This window comes from Vibrio sp. Makdt, assembly GCF_027587015.1.
Taxonomy (GTDB): Bacteria; Pseudomonadota; Gammaproteobacteria; order Enterobacterales; family Vibrionaceae; genus Vibrio; species Vibrio chagasii_B.
On sequence record NZ_JAPPTH010000005.1, the window covers coordinates 80097 to 97931 of the forward strand.

General features: G+C 39.3%; 20 protein-coding genes. 6 read left to right on the forward strand and 14 right to left on the reverse strand.

Going from position 1 to position 17835, the window contains the following annotated elements:
* Window positions 1-270: 270 nt before the first annotated feature.
* From OH460_RS07860 to OH460_RS07900, 9 genes are all read right to left on the reverse strand, one after another.
* Window positions 271-531, reverse strand: coding sequence for a hypothetical protein (locus OH460_RS07860; RefSeq protein WP_269996387.1), 261 nt, complete (start codon window positions 529-531; stop codon window positions 271-273).
* Window positions 528-965, reverse strand: coding sequence for a hypothetical protein (locus OH460_RS07865; RefSeq protein ID WP_269996388.1), 438 nt, complete (start codon window positions 963-965; stop codon window positions 528-530). The genes OH460_RS07860 and OH460_RS07865 overlap by 4 nt, the downstream gene beginning before the upstream one ends.
* A 77-nt stretch (window positions 966-1042) precedes the next feature.
* Window positions 1043-1684 carry a hypothetical protein gene (locus tag OH460_RS07870; protein ID WP_269996389.1) on the reverse strand — a complete coding sequence of 214 codons (642 nt, stop codon included), beginning with the start codon at window positions 1682-1684 and terminating at the stop codon, window positions 1043-1045.
* A 58-nt stretch (window positions 1685-1742) separates the two neighbouring features.
* Complete coding sequence (locus OH460_RS07875; protein ID WP_269996391.1) at window positions 1743-1961, reverse strand: hypothetical protein; 219 nt, start codon at window positions 1959-1961, stop codon at window positions 1743-1745.
* Window positions 1954-2427, reverse strand: coding sequence for a hypothetical protein (locus OH460_RS07880; protein ID WP_269996393.1), 474 nt, complete (start codon window positions 2425-2427; stop codon window positions 1954-1956). The genes OH460_RS07875 and OH460_RS07880 overlap by 8 nt, the downstream gene beginning before the upstream one ends.
* A gap of 1800 nt (window positions 2428-4227) precedes the next feature.
* On the reverse strand, window positions 4228-4497 hold the full coding sequence (locus OH460_RS07885; RefSeq protein ID WP_269996395.1) for a hypothetical protein: 270 nt from the start codon (window positions 4495-4497) through the stop codon (window positions 4228-4230).
* Between the two features lie 437 nt (window positions 4498-4934).
* Window positions 4935-5153, reverse strand: coding sequence for a hypothetical protein (locus OH460_RS07890; protein ID WP_269996397.1), 219 nt, complete (start codon window positions 5151-5153; stop codon window positions 4935-4937).
* Window positions 5154-5368: 215 nt separating this feature from the next.
* Complete coding sequence (locus tag OH460_RS07895) at window positions 5369-6745, reverse strand: hypothetical protein (protein WP_269996399.1); 1377 nt, start codon at window positions 6743-6745, stop codon at window positions 5369-5371.
* Window positions 6746-7096: 351 nt separating this feature from the next.
* Window positions 7097-7243, reverse strand: coding sequence for a hypothetical protein (locus OH460_RS07900; RefSeq protein ID WP_269996401.1), 147 nt, complete (start codon window positions 7241-7243; stop codon window positions 7097-7099).
* A gap of 606 nt (window positions 7244-7849) precedes the next feature.
* Here OH460_RS07900 and OH460_RS07905 point away from each other — a divergent pair.
* Window positions 7850-8125, forward strand: coding sequence for an HU family DNA-binding protein (locus OH460_RS07905; protein WP_269996403.1), 276 nt, complete (start codon window positions 7850-7852; stop codon window positions 8123-8125).
* 501 nt (window positions 8126-8626) lie between these two features.
* Window positions 8627-9667, forward strand: coding sequence for a hypothetical protein (locus OH460_RS07910; protein WP_269996405.1), 1041 nt, complete (start codon window positions 8627-8629; stop codon window positions 9665-9667).
* Window positions 9668-9708: 41 nt separating this feature from the next.
* On the opposite strand, the gene OH460_RS07915 is transcribed toward OH460_RS07910, so the two are convergent.
* Window positions 9709-10107, reverse strand: coding sequence for a hypothetical protein (locus OH460_RS07915; protein WP_269996407.1), 399 nt, complete (start codon window positions 10105-10107; stop codon window positions 9709-9711).
* A gap of 1078 nt (window positions 10108-11185) precedes the next feature.
* Between OH460_RS07915 and OH460_RS07920 the strand changes: the two genes are divergently transcribed.
* Entirely contained in the window at window positions 11186-11716 is a 531-nt protein-coding gene (locus tag OH460_RS07920; protein WP_269996409.1) for a hypothetical protein, read from the forward strand.
* Window positions 11717-12090: 374 nt separating this feature from the next.
* On the opposite strand, the gene OH460_RS07925 is transcribed toward OH460_RS07920, so the two are convergent.
* The 4 genes from OH460_RS07925 to OH460_RS07940 form a co-directional block, all read right to left on the reverse strand.
* A complete protein-coding gene (locus OH460_RS07925) occupies window positions 12091-12636 on the reverse strand; it encodes a hypothetical protein (protein ID WP_269996411.1) in 546 nt (181 codons plus the stop codon).
* A gap of 160 nt (window positions 12637-12796) precedes the next feature.
* Window positions 12797-13462, reverse strand: a complete 666-nt coding sequence (locus tag OH460_RS07930; RefSeq protein ID WP_269996413.1) for a hypothetical protein — start codon at window positions 13460-13462, stop codon at window positions 12797-12799.
* Between the two features lie 487 nt (window positions 13463-13949).
* Complete coding sequence (locus OH460_RS07935; RefSeq protein WP_269996414.1) at window positions 13950-14333, reverse strand: hypothetical protein; 384 nt, start codon at window positions 14331-14333, stop codon at window positions 13950-13952.
* A 1275-nt stretch (window positions 14334-15608) separates the two neighbouring features.
* Window positions 15609-16718, reverse strand: a complete 1110-nt coding sequence (locus OH460_RS07940) for a hypothetical protein (protein WP_269996415.1) — start codon at window positions 16716-16718, stop codon at window positions 15609-15611.
* Window positions 16719-16916: 198 nt separating this feature from the next.
* On the opposite strand from OH460_RS07940, the gene OH460_RS27420 reads away from it, so the two are divergent.
* From OH460_RS27420 to OH460_RS07950, 3 genes are all read left to right on the forward strand, one after another.
* Window positions 16917-17132, forward strand: a complete 216-nt coding sequence (locus OH460_RS27420; RefSeq protein ID WP_443088679.1) for a tyrosine-type recombinase/integrase — start codon at window positions 16917-16919, stop codon at window positions 17130-17132.
* A 39-nt stretch (window positions 17133-17171) separates the two neighbouring features.
* On the forward strand, window positions 17172-17354 hold the full coding sequence (locus OH460_RS07945) for a hypothetical protein (RefSeq protein WP_269996416.1): 183 nt from the start codon (window positions 17172-17174) through the stop codon (window positions 17352-17354).
* Between the two features lie 71 nt (window positions 17355-17425).
* Window positions 17426-17731, forward strand: a complete 306-nt coding sequence (locus tag OH460_RS07950; protein WP_269996417.1) for a hypothetical protein — start codon at window positions 17426-17428, stop codon at window positions 17729-17731.
* Window positions 17732-17835 lie beyond the last annotated feature (104 nt).

The following is a 17835-nucleotide window of genomic DNA, read 5'->3' on the forward strand; positions in this document are numbered from 1 at the left end:
GATGGTTTCCTTTAAGGTGCTACTTCCGTATAGGCTAGTAGCCCTGACGGGGGGGTTGTGTTTTTTTTGGTTGTTCTCGGTTTTCCTTCATGTTGAGATTCATGCCTAAGCAGTTTCATTCAGCGGGGTGAATGAAAGGTTGAATAGGTAACTAATGGTAATTAGTAAAAGGGAGGTTTATGTAAGCCTTAGATTGACTTACATAAACCACCCTACTTGGGTGTAACGCTAAAAAGCAAAGTGGGAAACCCCACAATGCTTTATTAGATGTTATTTCACACTGGATAGTTCGTCATGGATATATCCGAAAATACCCGTTTCATCGTTCATGTACGATGGGTTGAATGTATCTTCTATCTCAAGTTTTATCTCAATGTCTTTATCATTGAAACCTTCATCGAGCAGCTTGGTAGCTTGGTCAATTAAGTTGCTCAGTCCCTTATTATTTGGGAATGCGCTAATAATGGTTTCTTTGTTGTGTAGGACAGTAATCGCATCCAACTCACTTAAAGTGATATGGATGGTATTCATGCTACATCGTTCTTTTTCAGTTCAGCAACAACAGGCAAATCAAAGCATCTCATTCTGAAATAGCTTGTAAGGCTTTTCAAGTTCTCGATCGAAGCTTCTGGGCCGTCACCGGTAAAAGCTGAAAAGTGGTAGTTTCGTTCAACGAAGCTCTCACCAGACCTAAAATTGAAATAATCTGCAGTAATAAGATCGATATCACCTTTCTGATTACGACCATACATACAGTTACCCATTTCATAGATAACAAAGCCGTCATTGTCTTTCTCTACTTCAATAAAGTGAGGGCGAATACCTCGGCCAGATTCGGAGTATTCCGTATTATTGAGTGTAATACGGTACGCCCCATCAGATTTGTCTGCTAAAAGTACCTGCAGCATATCTGTAGTGGTTTTTGGTGCTTCGAATTTGATGTTGTTGATGGTTGTATTTAGCATAATGCTGTAGCTCCATAATTGTTCTGGGCTACTCCCCTATCGGGAAGTAGTCCCGTTAAGGTTGGTTTGTGTTGAAATTAGTATTCAGTAAAGTTCATTTTAATGTGAACACGAGCGTCCAGTGTTGGGCATTCAACATTTCGGAAATATCCGTTAGTAAATTCCTGACACCACTGGAGGTGATCACGGGTGATAATGAGCAATCGATCCGCAACATAAAGTTCAATTATAGAATCTTGTACATCTAGACTGGTTATACGCATCCCGTTAATGTGCACATCATAACCTCTGTTCAAAGAACTAATGAAATGTCGTTCCATAGGGTCCATCTTTGATGATGTGCCATAAATATCAATTTCAGTGGAAAAATCTGACTTCCATTGAAGTTTGGTTGGGTCTTCATATGAAACGCTTAGGTTAGAGAAATCAGTCATGTAACTAAAGATATATTGAGGGTTTAATACCTCATATTCTCTGATGTCCCCACCTTTGGAATCTTTAACTTTTAGCGATGTAACTGTACGTCCATCACTTTCAACAAAGTTATATGCAGAGTACGAACCTTCGAAATCATAGGCCTGTTTGCATTTATCAGTCAGACCGATAATCACAACACTTGTATCATCAACAATTTCAAAAAGTACTGACCAAATAGTATCAATTCGACGTTGTACTGCCATTTGAGGCATCTGAACTTGGTTGGCTGTTAAATTAGACATGTTGTAGCTCCTAGTATTCAAAGGGCTACGGAACCTTTCGGTAGTAGCCCGAAAGGGTTTATTTAGTTTCGACTTCTGGGTCACAACTGAACACTGCACTAATCAGTAGTAACATTGTTATTGTGACGCCCGTAATGGCGCTTAAAGCAACGAGTAGCATGCAAACTACACTTATCGCTAAATCATTCGTGGCAATGCCTGTCGGCAGCGCAATGACGAATACACTGACAGTCAATGCAATAGTTGCCTTCAAGTACTTATCGGTGATGTTAAACATGCTGCATCCCTCCAACTAACTTGTTGAAATGAGAATTAACACGTTCGTTATTCATCACAAGATCATGCTGGTGCTGCGCGGTAATTAACTGGATGTTCTCTACCGAAATCTCACCACGTAATAACCCATCAAGATATAAATCTATTTTTGAGTCAATCTTGAGTTGAGTTACATAACATTTGGCAAAAGAACCAACCGCTACTCCTAAGTAGTTGGCTAATTGTGTAACCAGGTTATAGGAGTAAATTCGGATGAACTTTGATGGGTATTGATCGAACCGAGCAATGTAAAGTCCAGTAAAGGTATTAACTGCCTTTTCTACATGAAACTCGATTATCGAGTCATCATTCTCTAAGCAGCCAAGAGTGATATTGTAGATTCCATCTGGTTTGCCTGTGAGATTAGATTGCAGAAAGGTAATAAGTTTAGTTGGCATTTCTGTATCGGGTAGAAGTGAATGTTGCATTTGAAGCTCCTTAAATGGATGTTGGGAGCTCCCCTATATGGGAATTATCTCCCATGAAGGTATAGTTTTGGTTAGTCCTCGACTTTTAACTTAATGACCAGTGTCAGTATTGCGTAAAATGCTGTTGTCATCATGAAAGTGGTACAAATTAGCAAAGCTAGTGTTGCAAAAGCATACGTAATCAATGAATTTGTTGTTTCTGAAATCCAATAGGCTTGGGTGATAACAGAGCATAACAACAAAATTATTGCTGGCGCGTACTTTAAGTTTGATTTGGCAAATTCATGGTTGGACTGATCAAGTAAAGAAGAGTTTTGTAGATTTAGCATGTAGCTCCAAGGGTGTTGAAGTAGAGCTACACCGTAGGGTGAGAACCCTACTTGGTTGGTTGTTTAATGGTTACTTTTTCTCGGTTGACCTCACGGTGAGAAAGCGTGTTGGCACGGTAAACAAACAGCGCAGGCTGGTGTTGCTGGTGGCAATAGTCTATTAAATAGAAAAAGGTAGGATTATGAAAATACGGTTACTTTGATAATCCCACTTTAAAGGTGAAAATTTGATACAAGTAGAAAGCCCACTCGAGATTATTGAAGAGATAACATTTACTCACTCGGCCGAGTAGACGTCATCATTAATATATATTGTTTGTTCAGTTAATTCAAACCTATATCAGTTCCAGAATGAATTTGTTGCGGATTTCACTTTCGTAGACTTTTCTCGACTTTTTACTGACTATATCAGCTAAAGTCGTTTGTGAGGTCTTGGGGCTTGGTCTTAATAACGATTCTCTCAACTCGAGTATCTGCAGTTCAGGTTGATAAAGATTCCCCCCTACCCCGCAAGTCTGAAACCCCATCTCTGCTCGCGTGATAATTTGCGCGGTTTCTGCGCCATACTTAACCTTTAGTTGTCTGTATCGTTGCTCACACCAATATTCCCTAATGCCGGTTATCCCATAAGAGAAACCGAGTGCTCTTCTACTGGCGTTAGTGAACTGACTACTGAGTAATGGGCCGCTTGGTAGTGAAAACTGTCGGCGCTCGATTACGCCATTAACAACGGTAGATTTAACTTCAGTCAGTTTATGTTTAAGGAGAAACGCTGATATTTCACTCGAAACATTAATTTTGCGTGTGTCTCCGTTTGGAAATGGAATGAAGAAGCAACCGGCGTCATATCGTAGGCGAGTGAAATTTGAAGGCTTAATTCCCGTTTCGCAAATCAGTTTTAAGCAAGACCTGACTGGCTCTTGTGTTTCGTCAAATACTCTCAAAATCTGTTGGTATGAGTAAGATCTACCCGTCAAGATATCCATTGATTAATTGTCCTTGTGAAAATGTCTACTATCTAAGTTTTTCCATTCGTTCTAGCAGATTTGCCCCTTAAGAGTGAGGCTACTTTTGTGTTCAAAATATGTAAATCATGCCTGTAAAGTACCAGTATGTTTTTTACTATTGCAACAGTAAGGAAAGAATTCTGTTTCTCGCCATAGAGCCCGTAATACTGTCTTAATTCTCTTCGTACTTGCTTGAAAGAGGCATTTCGGTGTTGCTTTCGATTTGTGTACCACTCTCTGTAGAGAACGCCATCAGGTTCGCCGATATTGCCTTGGTTACCCCCTAGCCAAGATCTATGAACTTCAGTTCCTGCAAAGAACCTACGAATTGATCGATTTGGAATCAACTGTGAATACCCAACAATAAAAGCCAATTGAAGAAAAGTGCTTGTTACATTTTTCACTTAAGAGTGCTCACCTAGTTTAAGAGATTGATAATGGTGGTTCCAATAAAGATACTGAAACTATTCACAAGTGTTCTTGAAGCAGATTTGCGACATGTTCTTTTCATAGTGATTAATGATGATCTCATCACCTGTTTCCAATCGAATAGCAAACTCTCTACTCACCTTATAAATGCTTTCGTCACTCAATAGAAGATTCGATGAAATCAGAAGTGTATCAATCTTTTGAATATTGAGTTTTGAAGAGTCTAGTAGCTCCGGTTGGTGTGTGAATACTCCGTGAAGAATGATTATAGTGACAATTGATATAGGTATAAAAATTATCATCATAAACCAAACTCCTGCCTTACGGTCCATTTTGAGTTGTTCATTGCTTATTTCCATCTTTAAACTCCTTGCGGTTATTGAAAATTCTGACTGGTTATCTATTAGATCATGACCATTGCTGGTGGAAGCGGAAAGCAGAATCAGATTCCCCACGACAACCCAATACTAGGTATAGCGAGATAAGTAGCGTCGAGCCTACAGTAACCGCAACAGTGAAAGAACCATGTGTAGTTTAAAATGAATGTAACCAATCTCGACGGACTTATTATACAAATGGTTCTAGCAATTGATTAACCGATTTATGGTTAGCTAATTTGGCCATGTGATTGTATCAAACAATTGTGTTGACTGAAATTCATTAAATTTCAATCGGTAAAGGGTTAAATATGATTTTTTTATATAAAAAAACCTCGACGCTAGTAAGCATCGAGGTTAGTTGGTTAGCGATCTTGTTGACCTTCAATTGATGATGGTTTTAAAGATAGTTGTTGTATGAGCTTTAGCTCATTAGTATCACGACGATCAGCAAAATAATCATCATACTCAATTTCGGTTAGTTCAAGTGTATAACCGATTGGGAGTATAACTTCAAAAGTTTGAGAGTAGTCGTTTGGTTTGAATGTAGTTTCATCAACTAATTGGACTTTGAATTTGTTCAAAGCATGATCAGTTGTGTCTTTGTGAGGTTCTATGGCCCAATTAGGGCTAAAACCAAATCCGGCTTTAAAGATCAGTTCGATTTCGCCTGCAGTATTTAAAATATTGACTGTACCAGGATTTCCGCAAAGGCAAAGTTCCTTATATTCGTCAGTATTGTCAGCATTGCGAGCGTAAACCAGATCATCACTAGAGCCATGGATATAGTATTTTGTATTTAATTCTTTGGTTTTGATGTAATTGGTTCGAATTGTAACAGTTCAGCTAGGTGACCAGATGCTTCATTGCTAGCCTCTTCACTACAAATCGGTTTTTGTCCAAATTCCCTCTGAGTCCAAGTATGGGTTGCAAGAACGAACTTGGCTGTGATCTCAGTTGGGTAGTAGTGTAGCGACTCGCGGGACATAAGCTCACCTTGTGACGTAGTACCTATAAAGAACTTATTGTTCATTTCTACTACTTCAATTGGAAGTTCATGGCCGTTGATACGAGCAAGGTGGCCCTTGTTCTCGAACTGGTATAAGCCTCGAGATAGCAAGTTAAGTGTTTGAGCATCAAAAGGACCTATTTTCGTGATTTGGTATTCCCCACCGAGAGTGCCATTTGTCATGCAGATTGTTAATGCTTGTTCAATCGTTACACCACAATAAGTAATCCAGTTTTGTTTACCAACTTGTGATCCTTCAAGTTTATTGAATTGTTCACGGGATAGTTCCGTAAGGTGTATTCTACTGTGATCAGGGTCCTCAGCTTGCTCATAAAGTTCAATCACAGATACTTCATAGGCTTTCGTTTCAGAATCTAGGGTGATGTACTGACTAACGTATTCTACAAGCTCTGTATTCGATAGAACCGCACCAGACTTAAACCGTAGGTTAAATCTAAATAGCAGTTCATCCCAAATTGCAGGCTTCAGTAATAATTGATGTACACTTCCAAGTTGCAGTTCGTTTAACATTCTTTGAGTGTGCATTTCGAAATATGACTGGAAAGTCGTTGGTAAATCACCGTTTAAGAAGCCGACTGAATGGTCTAAACACAGTTCTAAATAGTGATCTATCGAAATCAACTCGTAGTCATTGCTTATTACAATGTGATCCTTACGCAATTCTGGGTTAACTCTGTCTTCGGCAAAGCGCTCCTTCAACTTAACTTCTAGTTCACGGGGAACCGACTCTATACAATTTTTGTTTAGGGCAGAAGTAGCCTTAGCATGGTTCTTGTGGATGCGAATAGAGCGAGGTGTATTCTCTGTTAAGTTGTATCGAATCTCTAGAAGTTCACCACTATCAATATCAAAATCAACATATACAGCGTATCGAGAGTTTCTTCCAGCAATAGGAAATGAACCATATTTTGCATCGGACTTATGTAAGAAGCGGGTTTCATCCCATTCAGTTTGGAGTTTCATCCATGTACAAGGTAGCATTTCAATTGTGTTTACATCTCGCAGGCCAATTAGCTTTGCTGTACTACTGCATTCAACAAATAGGGCAAATTGCTCTTGTGAATTAGGCACAGCAAGGTTCATTTCAAGCGACCAGTATTGATCCACGTATGTTGTTAGGTTGATTTGTGGGTTTTGAGTGTTCATATGTAGCTCCAGAAAGATAAAAGTTAAGAGCTACACCATAGAGGTTAGTAGCCCCTCAATGGGTTAGTTTAGGTTGGAAAGTTAATAGTTTGATGAACTTAGAAAGCTAAGTATTCTCGAGGTGTTTGACCAAAGTAAATCCGTTCAACATTGGTTCGTAACTCGATCAAGTATCGTTGTTCACAGTGAGTTAACCACGATCGTTCGATAAGTTAATTGCCTTGTGGGCGTACTTTTAAAAATACTGCTAACTAAATCATATGTTTACGATTCAGCTTGTTCGACAAAGAAATAATGCTGTTGCTAAGACAAGCGCCCATTAATTCTTTGCGCGTTAAAGATAAAGCTTCACTACAGTAAGTTGTATGATTCCGTGGGTTTATCAGACGACTTTTTCTCAGAATGAGTATAACCGAAAGATGTTACATCGAAGATAGTACAACGGTGTTGTTGTGTCACTCTGTCTGTTGGTTGGGTAGTTGCGAATAAATTGTTCATGTTAGTAGCTCCGGTAATACAGATTGTTCCAATAGAGCTACGCAAGAAAGGCTTGAGAAGCCCATCAGGGTTTGGTTTTTTGCCGTAAGGCATGGTTATTCTCGGTTCTTCTTCACGTTGAGATGGCGTGCAGATACTTTTAGCATGTAGCGTATGGCTAATGCTGCTGGTGGCTGTAATCTAGTAAGTAGAAAAAAGAGGGGTTTAGCAAAATCTTCGAATGACTTTACTAAACCATCTACAAAGAGATATTAGGGATTTGTGGCATAGGTATAGAGCCCACGCGAGATTAAGAAGTAATTTATACACACTCGGCTGAATATAAATTTTTATCTATCATATAATTTATAGTATGCAAGAGCAACGTTGGTTGTACGGACATCGAATATGATTCGCACTTTTGTTCGTTTTTACTTAATTGACTGTACGTTATGATTCGAAGGCCTGATTGGAGAGTTCAATTCACCAACTTCATCTAGGGTGAATTGAGATCTTAAACCAAAACATATTGACGTATTGCTTGAGTTCATCTTAAAACAAGTGCAAATTCATAAGATTATCGCTAAACTAATCTTCTCACCAAATCAAATCCTCATGGACCTAATTATGAATAAAACTCAATTGATCGACTTTGTTGCAGAAAAATCAGACCTCACTAAAGCTCAAGCTAAGATTGCTATAGAAGCTGTAATGGAAGGTGTTACCTCCACGCTAGTTTCAGGTAATTCGGTTCAGTTGGTTGGTTTTGGTACTTTTAAAGTAAATAAGCGCTCCGCTCGTACCGGTCGTAACCCGAAGACTGGTGAAGAAATTCAAATTTCAGCAGCGAAAGTTCCGTCGTTCGCCGCTGGAAAATCGCTGAAAGATGCATGTAACCAATAGTCTCATCCCATAACCACTAGGTTTTGCGAACGATCTTAATCTAGTGGTTAAATGACGTATAAGATATCATTTACAAAGTAGCTCTGACCACATTCTCAAGGCCTTCCATATTGAAAACTCAATAGTGAAACACTCAACGCAATAAGTTTGCTATTTGTCGGATCTGCGGCCGTCCAGGAAGTGACAAAAATCCTTTTTACTCAGTTTAACCACCTTTTTAACATTCTATTGTGTGGGCCTGTTCGCTATGCTGTTCATCCCATGAACAATAATTGTTTAAAAATCTTAGGTAGTTTGCATCTGAATTTTGGCTTAGCTCACATATGGCCAGTTTTTGATAAAAATGCTTTGAATCACTTAAGTATATGGAATTATAGTTTTGGATAACCTACCGAACTTGATGATCTTTATGAATGCTAAAGTTGTTCAAGTATATTTTCCCTTGATTATAAAGTATCTATCACAATGAAATTATATGCCCTTCCCTTTTGTTTTATCTTATTGGGGATTAATGGAGCGGTTAACGCTACAGTACAAGTCAACATATCAAAAATAGAGGGCGAGAAATCAGGTCTAAATACCTCGCAATGCGTTGATCGCGAAGAAATCACGATCACTACATCGGCACCGTTATCAGGGTTTACAGAAGTAGCTGCGCAATCTATCAGTGGTGATAATGTTGCAGTAATCGAGACCGTTGCTGATAAAGATAATAGTAGGTTCACCTTCATTTGCGCTCCCGGGTATCGTTCTGACGTTGCATTGTTACGTTTAGTTAGTGAGTTAGAAGAAACTGATGCTAGACGTATGAATTTTATTGGCACTAGTGAGTTCGCGGTAACATCGATAGTGAATGAAGAAAATGTCGTAACGGTTCTTGGGCAGAACCTAGACCAACCATTTACATTGGTCACTGAGTCAAACCAACGTATTGATGTGGATAACTCTGGTTTAGGCTCAGAAAGAGCAGCGTTCTTGTTAAGCAATGACTTTATGAAAGGACGAGTTGTGATTAAGTCGGATGAATACACTTCTATGCCACAATATATCGACTATGAGCCAATGTCAGATGTTGATGTATATCTAGATACCCCGAGCGGTGTAGGTCGAGATTTAGTCCAAATCACCACCGATACGAATATGGCTAAGCAAATACCTCTCAATCCTCAAAATCCAACGCAACTGGCCATACCTTCAGGTTCACACGGGATGATTTCAGCATTTTATGAGCATGGTGATCAGGTCTCCATTGTTGGGTACCTGCCTTATGTGCCAAGGATGACTAATTACAAGTTCACCAGTAGTACTCTAGCGCTTGGAATGTTCTGGCCACACATGAATATAAGTATTAAGAACAAGATCGGAATGACTCAAATGGAAGAAATTTTGGCATTACCCGAAGTCACGTTATTGGGACAAAGGCTATTTGATGAACTTTCATCGAGTCGTGACTACTTAATGAATCAAGAATCGCCAATATATAATGAAGACGTGTTCATTGAAGCTCTTAAAGCGGTTGGTAAGTATACGAGGCGTCTATAGGCTTAAGCCCTCATTGAGTCGACTCAGTGAGGGCCTGACTGTCATTTTAGGAATTTAGGGTAACGACTACGATCACTTGTTACCTCTTCATCAAAGCACATAGCGACATTTTCAATTTCATCAAAGAGCCAAGTGCTTAAATGCATTTGTTCGTCAAACACAACCTTGAACGTTTGTAACTCATAGTCAAATGTAAGGATGAACGTTTCTCCGCCATACCCTTCGTATTCTCCTATCTGCGTACAAACTATAAAGACAGCTAACCCATATTCCATTTCGTGTTCTGCAATATGATCGAATTTAAGTAACCGGGAAGATAAGAATTTTTGGATGTCTTCCTTAGTGTTAATTCTATGGCCCCAACAGTCTGCGTTGTCGTCTTCATCAAACTGAAGCAGCTGCCACATATTTGGGTCACAGTTCTCAATGATATACATCATCAAACATTCCATTGGTTTCAATTCTAGTTTTGGCTCATACATTGGCTAACTCGCTTCATTTGTTAATGTTTTATCAGTGTACTTCAATTTTTTTTATTCAACTTACCGGTACTAACGATCAGTGATGGCTTGAATTGGCAACGAAGTTGCCACCCTCAATCATACAAAATCAAAAAAATACAGTGTCACATAAGTTACCTTGTCACGGCATTGTGTTAAATACAGTTTATTGTTTGGTTGGGCAGTAAAAGCAAAACTAACTGTGTGACACCGTAACAGGAGAATTTTTACAACGTTCCTGTGTTGTTCATCGCAAAAACTCACATAAGCGATCAGTCAATTTACAGCCACCCCCAGCTAGGAATTGGGTTATTCAGTTTTACCGTTAAAACTGGCTACCTGCCCCACTATTCAATGACTCTTAACTAGGATCTCTCTAAATGATAGAAGTTATCAAAACGAACAAATGAAAGTTTGTTCTTGTTGGGATTAATTATCATTATGGGTTGCTCACGTTAGCTTTGTGGTTAGACGCTAAAGTTTGCCCGTAAAAGCATTTGAGACAATAAAGCTCGCTCATTACGGTCAAATTATTGTTTTAAAAGGGAATATGTCAAAATCGGCAAGCTGCTGTTTTGCGTCGAGCCACGTAAGTGCCCTATGTTGGTTAAATTTCTCAAATCAATGATGCTGTGAAAGTATGGTTTCTGTGGGATTTCACTTGAAGAAACAAATGTTGACTCAATTTTATGGGCGGCATTAAGCATCCTTCTTTAAATATCCTTCCTAGGAGCCTATTCGGAGAGAGTATTTGAAAAGTTTTTTGAGTTCATTTTAAGTGAGTTATCACCATACAACTACGTGACACTGTGACTTGCCTGTTTATCTCTAGAAATGCAGCAAATCACCCTACCAACTAAGGCGGAAGACAGTCTTTCAATGCACGTATTTGATACAAAAGCGTTACAGTGTGACGCCACATTGTTGGTATTAAATTAGTAGCGTATGCGTTAAGATGCTTTGGATAATTCATTTACTTTATTAATGCCGATATCAATAAAAGGTAACTAGCAAAATAATGCGTAACTCATTAAAATCACTGATAATTTCATCATTAGTAGTGTGCAGCTTTTCTCATGCATCAGTTAAGCGTATGGAGGTCGATCTACATACAAAGCAGCAGCCAAACAGTACTGAAGGTGCACTACCTTTAATCAAGTTTGGTGTTCTGAAGCCGCAAAGACCTAATGGGTCAATTGACTCGAGAACGGTTGAAGGAATAGATGAGAATTATAATGGTGTGAGGGATAGCGCAGAGCGCGAATTTTATGATTTGCTACTACCTTCTACACGAATTAAAGAAGGGGATTTCGAAAGCTTTTTAAGTGTAGCTTCTCGACTTACAGCGCATGAACCAGTGGTTGAGAGATCTATATATCAGGACTTGATCAATTGTGAATATAACAATCTTCCTTATTATATTCAGTCTCGAATACCCATGTCATTGTTGTATGAAGTAATGCTCAACAACTCAAAAAGAAAAATAGCTTTTAAAGAGTCTTTCGTTCCAGCGGGTCAATATAACCTAAAATCTGATTGCTCCTCTTAATGCTGCGGTGCTCAATTCATTAATCGAATAGGTATGATTCGCGAGTTTGAAAGTGCTAGCGTGTAGCGGTCATCAAATACTTGAACTGTGCATTGACTGGGAGAATCTTTCGCTGTGGTCGACCTACAGCCCCTCTGTTGAGTTTATAGGGTTTGGGAAGCATTAGTCCTGATTGTAAGGGGCTGTCATTGAGAATTAGCTTGATAGTCCGTTAGTGTTGCTGGCGAAGATTTTCTGTCTGTTTACCGGCTTTGAACTGATAGAGTTCTACCAAATGCATGGCCTTGAAATGATTTACCTTCCACTTGTAAGGCCCCTATCGCACTGACATGGTTAGAAGTCCAATAAACAGAAGTTGAGTTGTCCTGTTGGTTTTATTCTTTGAGTAGTGAAGCTTGAAAATCCTGTACTTGCTGAGGTATTTTGCCGTCTTCGTAAAGATTTACACACCAAACACCTTTGGAGATTTCTTCAATCTGATACTTTGTAAATAATTTGCGATAGTGCTCAAGCTTGGTGATGTGCGTTTCGTGAAATTCAATCTTGATAGCATTGTTTGCCTTAAGCAGATCAATGATACTTTTCAAGAGAATGCCACCATAGTTTTGACCAGATAAACGTGGGTCAAGAGCAAAGTGTCGAACTCGTACTGTGCCACCTGAGTACATACTGATTCTTTCAACCCAGCCTATATCTACTTCTGTTTTACGAACTTTTATTGTAACTTTCAGATCAGGGAACATACTGTACCCGTGGGTATCTGGAAGGCCTTCCATTGGCGCTAGACCATAACAGGTATCCCACTCCATTTTATGGTCAAACTGGCCTTGTAGGCACTCTACTGGGTTATCTATCCACGCTTGAATTAACTCATCTGTGGTTGCTGGTTTTGTCTTGAATCTGTCTAGTAGACCAAACATATTTATTCCTTCGATTTGATTATCTTGATAAGCCATTTTAGTTCACTTTTCTACAGTGAACCTGTAATTTCCGATACGTAATTTGTAGCTTGTGTCGTAAATTTGATACAAACAAACTGTCAAGAATAAAGCGGCCAATATTTCAGATGGGATTCCATTACTAAGGATGTTCGGTCAGCTTCCATTTTTCCTTTGGCCAATTCCCTGAAACTGTAATGTTGAGGTCACCAATCCCGTTACGGATTTGGGGCGTTTGGTGTACAGTTTCTGCCCCCAAAGTCGTAAGAAAACTCTTTCGCGCACCTGCGAGTTTTATGGCCTGAGCATCCTCCAGCTGAGTTTTCAGTTCCTTAGTCGCAAGTTTGATTTGGTCATCTGGCAGTTGACCCTTCAAACTTTTAGCTTTCTCTTCTAATTTTTGTTCAATAATCTGAGAAACCTTTTGCCTAATACGAACCTTATAAAGACTGAACTGGATTGTGTTTATGTGGGGTGCTTGTTCTGCGATCAGTTGGGCAAATGCCCTTAAACACACTTCAGCCCTACCGTCTCCTATCCAATCTCCTTGTACAGCAAAATGATTTACTCTTAATATTGAACCTTGTATTTGAATCAATTCAAAGGAACAACGAAGTATTTTTGAGTCAAGAGAATAACCATTGCAGGTCGTAGTGTGCATGGAAGGGTCAACCAAATTGTATGGTTCACTAGATATCGAATGAACACGGAAGTCGAGCCCATCAAACTGGTGTAACACAGGATCTATAACCTGGACTTCGTCCGTTGATAAAATGCGCTTTATCCAAGAGCAAAACTTGAATTTCATAACAAAAATTCCAACAATGTCGGTTAGTTAGTAATGAACGATACCTTACCATAGGAATCGTTCATTACTAACTGCACTTAAATATTAGATACTCAACACTAACCGGTTTTAAATGCAGTAGTCTTGTTAACTACTACGCACTTTTAGCTCTTTTTAACATGACCAACTAACAAATCGCTTGTAATATTTTGCTATCAGTTCACCGCTTAGCTTCAATCTTTCATTGATTGATGTATCACTACAAAAGTACCTTGTTTTCAGGTAGAAAACCCACGGTATCAAAAATAAAGAAAGTAATGGTAAAGACAAAATAGCAATTAGTAGCCTGATTAGCTTCATAAATATCCCATTGTCAGCGCGTGACCCGAACGCCACGTTCCGAGCAACATTATTTTGTTATTAAGGGGGTTAACCTTAATTTCAAGACTAGGCCCACCTTCTGATTGAGCATCTGCGTGTAAGATCGTTGCTGTTTCCTCGAACTTTCCTACCGATGATCAATAAGTGTTTTTTCTATAACGACGTTCTGCGAACGAACATAAGTAATAAGTTTTAATCGATAAACTATCCCTAGAGTCACCAGAACTGTACAAGCAGTTGCAACATAAGTTAATAGACTGATGTATGGCGAATTAATCAAAGTCTCACTTAATTCGGGTATCTGACGTAAAAATGGTAATGCATAAAGCACAGCCATACCAAAAAGAAAGGCGAACAATTGTATTACTAATAGAGGCAGTTCTTTATGAAGCATTATGGTAAGAGCGTCATTTATTGAAACTGTTTGATTCTTGTGCGTAACTTTTTGCATATCTTGAGCGCACGATAGAACCCCTTCTTTTGATAGATATTTTTTTAGTTCATTGAGCATACATTTTTGTCCCTCTGTCGGCGCTGGACCGGATCGACTCGTCCCGATCACCATTATTGCTTTTTAATAAGGTGTTAGAAATCCACTTTAATAGTAGGACCGAGTTCCCTCTTTCTTATCTATTGCTGTGTCTACTAAACGGCTCTACAAGCCTATCACAGTGTTGGTCTAATAATCGAAGCCATGCGTTTTCATCATTTAGGTGTCAGCTGATTTTCGTAAATCGCGTTTCTGTTTCATGCGATAGGCAGTTCGAGTACCAACTCTATCACCAGAGGACTTAGGTGTGCGCTTGGGGCGATTTTTCTTACTAAAAAGGCTTGCGTTTGTAGCCGGATCTACAACTTGCTTAATGAATGGTTTCATCGTGCTTTCTCCAATATTCCTTACTAGGTGGCAACTTTGTGCACCAGCCCAGGTTTGTATTTCCTTTTCGAGTATTATAACCAGTATTCTAAACGCGCAAGTTACCGACTTAGGAGATCCAGCTTTCTCCCAATACTTTCCATGATTTAGTTAAGGTGACGTGCTCACCAAGTTAGCGAGCCGCTTCAACAGATCGATCATCGACTGGTATAGGTGTTTCGTTACTTCGATTTGTAAAGGACAAACCGTGGTGTCTAATTGGCTATTTGGACATTCTTTCCGAAAAAAAGCGGAAATTTTTATCTACTCGTGTTGTAAGCAAATGCGCGAAGAAAGCACATGCTAGCAGTAAGCCTATCGCCATAAAGCTTTGTACAAAATCTGTTTCAATATACTTTATCTCGATTCCGTCTGCTTTCTATAATATTAAGAACTGTATCCCAACCAAAAAGGTAAGAGGCAGTAAAGCGAGATACTTCATTGCCCCTTTTACATTTGCATTTACTGGGCTCGCAATGCAGACCATGTAAACTAACCAATTTCCGAGCAATGCATGTTGCAATGGTTCTAATTCATAAACAGTGGTAATGACAAATACCAAGTTGAAAAACTATATAAATAGTGTTGCGTTGTGTAATAGAGAAAACAGTGTTCTTGGTTCGTTGTTAGGTATCATGATTGCCTCCTTTTAATCTGGTAGGTGTCGGTGCTTATACTTGGAAGCCGTTCCCATAAAGAGAATCGCTGGCATTATCATCAGTAGAGGAATAGCAAAAAGGAGTTGTTCATTAATCAGTTGGTATACTGAAATCACCCCCACAACCATCAGTAAGACGACAATGATTCTGTGGACGTTGGGACATGTTTTAGCTAGTTTCGCGTAGCTATAAGTAAGTGCTTGGAACATTGTTAGCCTTTTAAATTAGGGATTTCGTCTCGAATGTAATTAATGAACACATTCGCCATTATCATAGACGTACTGAATAGGTCAGAGGCTTTGATATTGAAGTCATCAACTTCGATTTCAATATCTTCAATAATAACACTCCCACTTTCTTCATCAAAGATCTCCCAAGTTCCTAGATTTACAGAGAAGTTGCTTACTATCCGTACTATTCTGTTGCCACCTTCAAGTCTATTTATGTGGTCAAACACCTCGAACGGATACTGGATAGTGCCCTTGTCTATGAGGTAATCACTGATCGTTTTATGAAGGATACCAAGAACATCAATTACTTCTATCTTCTCCAGGTCTCGTACCCCGGTACCAAGTTCAAGTTTCCATTGTGTCTGCCCCCAGTCTGCAAGTCCTTGGTCTACTGCCCTGTTCGCTGCATCATTAAAAAAGCCCTCAAATTCCGGCCTATCTTCCATTTTGGTTGAATGTGCGTTGAAGTAACCTTGGTTAATGCCGTCACCAACCAAGTTAATTCCGTATGCGGAAAGATGGTAGCGGTCTGTGTCTACCTCATCAGTTGAATATGAAGCTCCAACTATTCGTTGCCCCTGTTTTAATAGTTCTAGGATGGTGTCATCCTCATCTAGCCAAGTCTCGTAATGAGATTCCATGCCTGGATGATTTAGGCATATAAGTTCTGGGATACCATATTTTTCTATGGCTTCTTTGAGGAAGCATTCGTCCAACACAGTAATCAATTCTGTCTTTTCTGCGAGCGTCGGATTTAGCGTGTAACCGAGTGACTGACTGAGAGATTTTGACTCATTACCTACGAAAATTAACTTCCACTTTATGCCGTCAATTCCAAGCAACGTGTTGAGAATCTTGTAGCTCTGACCTCCATTCAGTGTTTCATTGAAAGCAGCGCCGGCAATAAGAACGGTGATTTCTTGCTTCTGAAGTAGTTCTGGGTAATGTGCGCTAATTTGGTTTGCTAACAACACAGGTGCTGCAATCTGTAGTAGTTCCATTTCTGGTGCGAGCTGTTTAGTAAACAAGTCACCATTTGCAGATAGCGACTTCCGAATGTCTTTAAGAGTAGCCTTTGGGAGATCTATCATAGTTACCTTTGATTATGGGTTAATATGTTTCTGGTAGATACTTTTGTTGATTCAAAAGTATATCAAATTTTTGTTAGATTACGTGGCCTTCAAGAATACAGGGTTAAACCAAACTTCGTCATCCAATGACTTAAAACGAATAAAGCTTTGTTTGATATATTCTAATACAGGTTCAATGCTGTACCATCTTCTATTAGTATCCTCGCAAGCGGCAGCCACGGTTCCGCTTCCCCAAATGGATCTAGAACAAGACCACCTAGCGGAAGAAGATCGCTAGCGTCCAAGTTAAATGCCTCTAATGTCCCACTGGAAACAATAGCTCGTACACTCGGACATAGTGAGATTCAAACGACTCTTGTTTATATCGAAATAACACCATCGCAACTTGAAGAAGCGGCAATATTAACGCTATAGTAGTACGCATTGAGTACCTATTAAGTAAGTGAGAGATAAATGACTCAAAAGGAATTCCTCAACAATGCCAAAGCTAAACTAGGCGTTACGTGGGACGAACTAGCCAAGCAATCAGGCATTAAATCAAGGGCACTTAAAACCTATCGAATGCCTGAAGATTCAAAGGATTACAGAACTATGCCCGACCTCGCAAAATCAGCAATAGAAAGGCTATTGAAGTAGCCACAATGGTACGCAATGCGTACTATATTTTGTGTATATGTTAAGCATAAAGAAAGGGAAAATAGAGCGGTATGAAAAAGTACATTATAACAATGGGTTTGACGTTAGCCGCATCGAGTTCAAACGCAACAGTGACAGAAACAGCGGCTAAAGAGTTTGGTTTGTCGATGGTTGATTCACTAGTTGAACTTCAATTACAGACGGCTTGTGATACTCATATTGCTAGTACAGGTAAGCAAGTTGTATCCGTTGATTACGAATGCATTTCAAACGTGAATGAACTATTGACCACGTTAGAAACAGAGCCAAGTGCAAAACAACTGGTGAGTAAGGTTAGCGCGTTCATGGATGCTAACAACATTCCTAAAACTCTTTAATGGGGGGAATGTAACTCTGATTGCAGTACTGCAATTTTGTTTAAATAAATTACAGGTTCGGACTTTTTCCAACGATTGAAAGACTGAGTAGAAAAACAAATAGA